Consider the following 384-nt stretch of genomic DNA (forward strand, 5'->3'; position numbering starts at 1 on the left):
AGGCGCTGGACGACGCCGACGGCGAGATCTTGCGCCGCGTGCGCCGGGCGGTCGGACCGGACGTGCCGATCGCCGTCGTTCTCGACTCGCACGCGAACCTGACTCCGCAGATGGTCGAGCATGCCGACATCCTGCTGGCCTACGAGACCTACCCGCACATCGACACCTATGCGCGTGGCAGCCAGGCGGTGCGGTTGCTGGAGCAGCGGCTGCTCGGCGAGATCCTGCCCACCCACGCATTGCGCCAGATTCCGCTACTGACCCCGCTGACGACGCAGTGGACTGCCGGGCCGACTCCGATGCGCGACCTCGCGCTGCTGGCCGAGCAGGCGCGTCATGAACGATCGGTGCTCTCGATCGCCCTCGCCTCGGGCTTCCCCTACA

Annotated in this window: 1 protein-coding gene; it reads left to right on the plus strand. The window is 69.0% G+C overall.

The annotated features are described in order from the left end of the window. Window positions 1-384: M81 family metallopeptidase (locus B4M62_RS02600; protein ID WP_290704762.1), on the plus strand; the 384-nt coding region annotated here is incomplete at both ends.

Source organism: Gordonia sp. UBA5067, assembly GCF_002414845.1.
GTDB classification, from domain to species: domain Bacteria; phylum Actinomycetota; class Actinomycetes; order Mycobacteriales; family Mycobacteriaceae; genus Gordonia; species Gordonia defluvii.